The sequence below is a fragment of the Microbispora sp. ZYX-F-249 genome, assembly GCF_039649665.1.
Lineage (GTDB): Bacteria > Actinomycetota > Actinomycetes > Streptosporangiales > Streptosporangiaceae > Microbispora > Microbispora maris.
In genome coordinates, this window is sequence record NZ_JBDJAW010000101.1 from 1 (window position 1) to 4,710 (window position 4,710).

At 65.5% G+C, this 4,710-nt stretch carries 2 protein-coding genes and 2 pseudogenes; all 4 read right to left on the reverse strand.

The window, feature by feature from the left end:
* Positions 1 to 53 precede the first annotated feature (53 nt).
* Positions 54 to 182 carry a hypothetical protein gene (locus AAH991_RS39760; protein ID WP_346231130.1) on the reverse strand — a complete coding sequence of 43 codons (129 nt, stop codon included), beginning with the start codon at positions 180 to 182 and terminating at the stop codon, positions 54 to 56.
* A gap of 350 nt (positions 183 to 532) precedes the next feature.
* Positions 533 to 1,323 (reverse strand): annotated as a pseudogene (gene istB, locus AAH991_RS39765) (IS21-like element helper ATPase IstB).
* Positions 1,323 to 2,873: pseudogene (gene istA, locus AAH991_RS39770) on the reverse strand (IS21 family transposase). Before istA ends, istB begins: the two co-directional pseudogenes overlap by 1 nt.
* A 291-nt stretch (positions 2,874 to 3,164) precedes the next feature.
* Positions 3,165 to 4,710: WD40 repeat domain-containing protein (locus AAH991_RS39775; protein ID WP_346231131.1), on the reverse strand; the 1,546-nt coding region annotated here is incomplete at its 5' end.

A 4,710-nucleotide genomic window follows, 5' to 3' on the forward strand; every position in this document is an offset into this window, starting at 1 on the left:
CCGCTCTCCGCTCGACCAGCCAAAACGGCGTCTGACCAGCAGTTTCGCTCGGTTCAGACGCCGTTGAGCATTCCGAAGCCGACGATCAGCCAGAAGGAGCGGAAGTGGTAGCGGTGCCAGGCCCACAGGCCAGCCGCCGAAGCGGCCAGGACCGCGAGCAGGATCAGCAGGGCGTCACGCATGGGCGGTCACTCAGGCCGGGATGATCGAGCTGGCCCGGTAGTTGATGTCCCAGCGGGCCTCGCCACTCCGGGGTATTTCCCAGAAGTAGCCGACCAGGCCAACCGGGGTGACGTCCTGTCCAGCGGTGACATGGGGCGCGCCAGGTAGGAGGATGCCATCGTCTCCATGCTGCCGTGACTCTCCTGGCGACGCTTCAGCACCTGGTACAGCTGCCCATGAGGCACTTCTCGTAGGAGTGTCAACGGCCATTTGGTTCTCCCCGTGGGCGGCCTTGAGATCTCCCCGCTGGCGGCCACGAAGTTCTCCCCGACGGCGGCCAGTTATCTCCCCACCGTCGGTGTTGATCGGGTTAGCTGAAGGGCTTCACCCCCTGTCCGGAGGTGGCCTGGGTGAGCCGGAAGCTGTCACCCTGGGTGACCACGAGGTGGGCGTGGTGGAGTAGCCGGTCGACCGTGGCGGTGGCCAGGGTCTTGGGCATGATCTCGTCGAACCCGGACGGGTGCAGGTTGCTGGACACGGCGAGGCTGCGCCGCTCATAGGCGGCGTCGACCAGGCGGTAGAAGCCTTCGGCGGCGTCCGGGGAGACCGGGAGCAGGCCGATGTCATCGACGATGATCAGGTCGGCGCGGATGATGCGGGCCAGGGCGCGGGCGATGGAGTCATCGACGCGGTGGCGGCGGACCAGGGCGCCGAGGTCTTCGATGGTGAACCAGACGACCGTCAGTCCGGCCTCGACGGCGGCCTGGCCCAGCGCTTCGCTGAAGTGGCTCTTGCCGGTGCCCGAGGGGCCGCAGATGCACAGGTTCTCGCGGCGGGTCACCCATTCCAGGCTCTTGAGGGCGTCTCGGGTGGGGCGGGGAATGGAGGATGCGACCTCGTCCCAGTCGCTGAAGGTCTTGCCGGTGGGAAGGCGGCGCGTTTGCGGCGGGTGGCCAAATTGGCCCGGTCCCGGCCGGCTGCCTCTTCGGCGAGCAGGACGCGCACCACTTCGGCGGGGTCCCAGCGTTGCGCCTTGGCGGTGGGCACGACCTCGGGCAGAGCCCGGCGGATATGGGGAAGCTTGAGCCGGCGGGTCAGCTCGATCGCCTCGGCCAGCGGGTCACCGGCGGAGGCGGGAACGGTGCGCAACGGGGTGGCCATCAGATGAGATCCTCCTCCTGGTCGGCGGGCGCGGGCAGGACGGGCTCGACATGGGCGGGAACCCCGGTGCCGAAAGCGGCCCAGGCGGAGGTGCCCGGCTGCAGGCTGTGGTCCTCACCCGGCCGGGTGGGCTCAGCACCGGCCCGGCGTGCCTGGTAGTCCAGGATCGACAACAAATCGGCCTCGGCGAAGCGGCCGCTGACGGCTGCGGTGCCCAAAGCGCGGTCGACCGCACTGGGCGAATGCAGCTTGGCCAGCGCGACAGCCGCGGCCATCTTGGCCCGGATCCGGCGGGTGCCCGCCGCGGCGGCCTCACTCAGCCAGGAGGCGGCCCCGGGGCCGAGCATCAAGAACGCCGCCTCCTCGGGATTGGTGGCCTTGGGGATACGGTCGGCATCCTTGTCCGGGCGGGGCGGGTAGTGGGCGGGGTCGATCACCGGCGTCCCGGCGGTGCCCCGCCGGTGCCGGGCCACCTCCCCAGCGGTGCCATCGTCGGCGACGGCGGTGACGATGAGCTCATCGCCGTGGAAGCGGGCCCAGACCCGCGTGTCGACCAACCGATGCGGCACCGAATAGCGCACGCCCTCCACCGAGATGGTGCAGTCCCAGTTCACCCGCCGGGTCGTGCCGAACGCCGCGGTGAACGCAGAGGCCGGCAGTGGGTGCAGCCGGGCGCGTTCCTCGGCCAGCATCTGCTCGGGCACCCGCCGGCTCAGGCGGTGCACCCGCGTGTTGACCTGCTGGCAGAACTCCCGGCAGGCCGTCTCCAACTGCGCGAACGTCCGATACTCGCCCAGCAGGTTGACCTCGGTGGGCACCAGGTCGGCCTTGGCGATGCGCACCGTCGCCTCGCTGCCGCCCTTGGATTCGGGATCGGCCGGCACACAGGTGCGGATCGTCATCCCGTAATGCTTGGCCACCTCGACGATCTCGGCGTTGCGGACCGCGATCCCGGCCACGTGCTCGGCTGTGACGGTCTTTTCGTTGTCGGTCAGCGCATAGGCCGGCACCCCGCCGATCCGGCGCAGCGTCGTATCCAGGCACGCGACGATCGTCGGCAGCGTCTTGTCCCAGACCGGAATCACCACCCGGAACCGCGACCAGGCCAGCCACGCGCACCACAACGTGGTCTGCCGCCCGCCGATCAGCGGGCCGGTGCCCCAGTCCCACTGCAGTCACAGCCCCGGCTCGACCACCCACGGCCGGTAGATGCGATGGCGGCCCAGCCGATACTGCGCTTTGGCCTCGGCCACGGTCCGCCGGGTGGTGCGCTCACCGCCGGTGAATCCCATCGCGACGATCCGCTTGTGCACCACATCCGCGCGGATCTTCCCCCGCGAGCGGACCACCAGCTCCTCGATCTTCGGCAGGTAGGCATCGATCGCCCGTTCCCGGTGCTTGCGCTGCTCGGGGGCCTGCCCGGCCGCGCGCATCTTCACATAACGGGCCACCGTGTGGTGGTCACACCCGGCCAGCTCGGCCGCGGCCCGGTAACTGCCGGTGAGGTCATACGCCTCGAGAATCTCCATGATCTCCCTGCTGCTCTTCACCCGCTCGACTGTCGCCGACCGGGACAGATACGGAAGGAGCGGGAGATATCTGGCCGTCCACGGGGAACCCGGCGGCCATCAGTGGGGCGGTATCTGGCCGCCTACGGGGAGCTTTCCATGGCCGCCGTCATAGGAGAAAGAACTCCACGCTGTTCCAGCTCACTCGGCTACCTGATCCAGGGGGACTCCAGCGTTGCGCCAGGTCGGAAGGCGTGTACGTCGAATGTCGTAGTGACGTCCCGCGAGCGGCGAGGTGCCAGACCGTTGCCGCGGTGTTCTGGACGTATCCGATCAGGCTGGGGTCGTGGATCCTGTGGTCAGCGGCTGGAGAACAAGCAGCCCAGTCCACAAGGCCACGGCGAGCCTGCCCTGCACCCATGTAAGCGCGGTCGGCACATGTTGCACTGGAATGACGCGGTGAACTGCGCCCGTCTGCGGGTCCCAAACGCGGATGGTCTTGTCGTTGCTGGCCGTGGCGAGTAAAGGTCGGCCGTTGAGGGTGAAGGCACATACCGCCGTCACCCAAGCTGTGTGGCCTTCAAGCTTATGTTGCTTTCTGCCAGTGTCTGCGTCCCAAATGTGGATGGTCCTATTGCTGGCCGTGGCGAGCAGTGTCCGGCCGCCGAGGGTGAAGGCGCATACCGCTTGTACCCACTCCTCATGGCCTGCGAGGGTCCGCTGTAGCAAGCCGGTACTAGGGTCCCAGATAGCCACCTTTCTATCCGCGGTAGTGGTGGCGAGCATGACGCGGTCATGGGAGAAATAAGCGCAAAGTGTCTGTGTAGTGGTATCCCTCAGGAGGAACGCCGTCATTTTGCCCCATAAACCGCTGGGATCTTTGAGAGTGTGTTCGTGCTGGCCTGTATCGGCGTCCCAAACGCGCACGGTAGTATCCCCGGCAGCGGAAGCGAGGAGAGTGCGGCCGTGCACGTTGATAGCACATACTGCCTTTACTCCTCCTTTATGACCTTTTAAAGTATGAAGGACATGGCCGGTGTTGGAGTCAAAGATGCGAACTCTATAGTCGTCATAGCCGGCGGCGAGGAGCGTACGCCCATTTGAATCGAATGCGCAAACATCATTGATGCGCAGGTCTTCCTGAACAAGTATTCCCCGAGCATAGGCCCATCCAGGGCTGGAGATTACCGTTCGGCCATTGCCGGTGTCGGCGTCCCAGATTCGTATGGTCAAATCGTCGCCAGCGGTGGCGAGTAGGGTGTGGCCGTGCTCGGTATAGGAACAGATTGTCCGCACCCAATCGCTGTGGTATTCATGAGCACGATGACGCTTACTCGCATCGGGGTCCCATGTTCGGATCGTTCCATCGTCACTGGCGGTGGCGAGAAGGGTGCGGCCATTGGAGGTATAGGAGCAAATCGCTCCCACCCAAGCGCTGTGGCCTACTAGGGTGCGTACGAGTTTTCTGGTATCGAGGTCCCAGATCCTCACATCTGCGGATCTGCTTACGGTGGCGAGTAAGGTGCGACCATTAGACGTAAAGGCACATACTGCTGGTATCCTGAGTGTTTGTTCGTTTAGAGGGCCTTCGCTGACCCCTTGGTGTTCGCCGGTTTCTACGTCCCAGACATTCACAGGTATGGTGCCGCCCAAGTCGGCGAGTGCTTCAAACAGGGAATTACCGTTGGTGGTGGCGAGTAAGACGCGCCCACGAGAATTAACAGCGCATACCGTGCCTGGGCCAGTGATTCGGTCCTCGATGGTGCGATAAAGTTCGCCAGTAAACGGGTCCCAAACATGGATTCCTTCGTAGCCGGCGCTGGCTAGTAGGGCGCGTCCACGTATGGTGAAGGCGCATAATGCATTCACGCCGGAGGTG

Excerpts from the sequence above, each read along its gene's own strand:
- AAH991_RS39760 (WP_346231130.1), bottom strand. The coding sequence starts at position 182 with ATGCGTGACGCCCTGCTGATCCTGCTCGCGGTCCTGGCCGCTTCGGCG.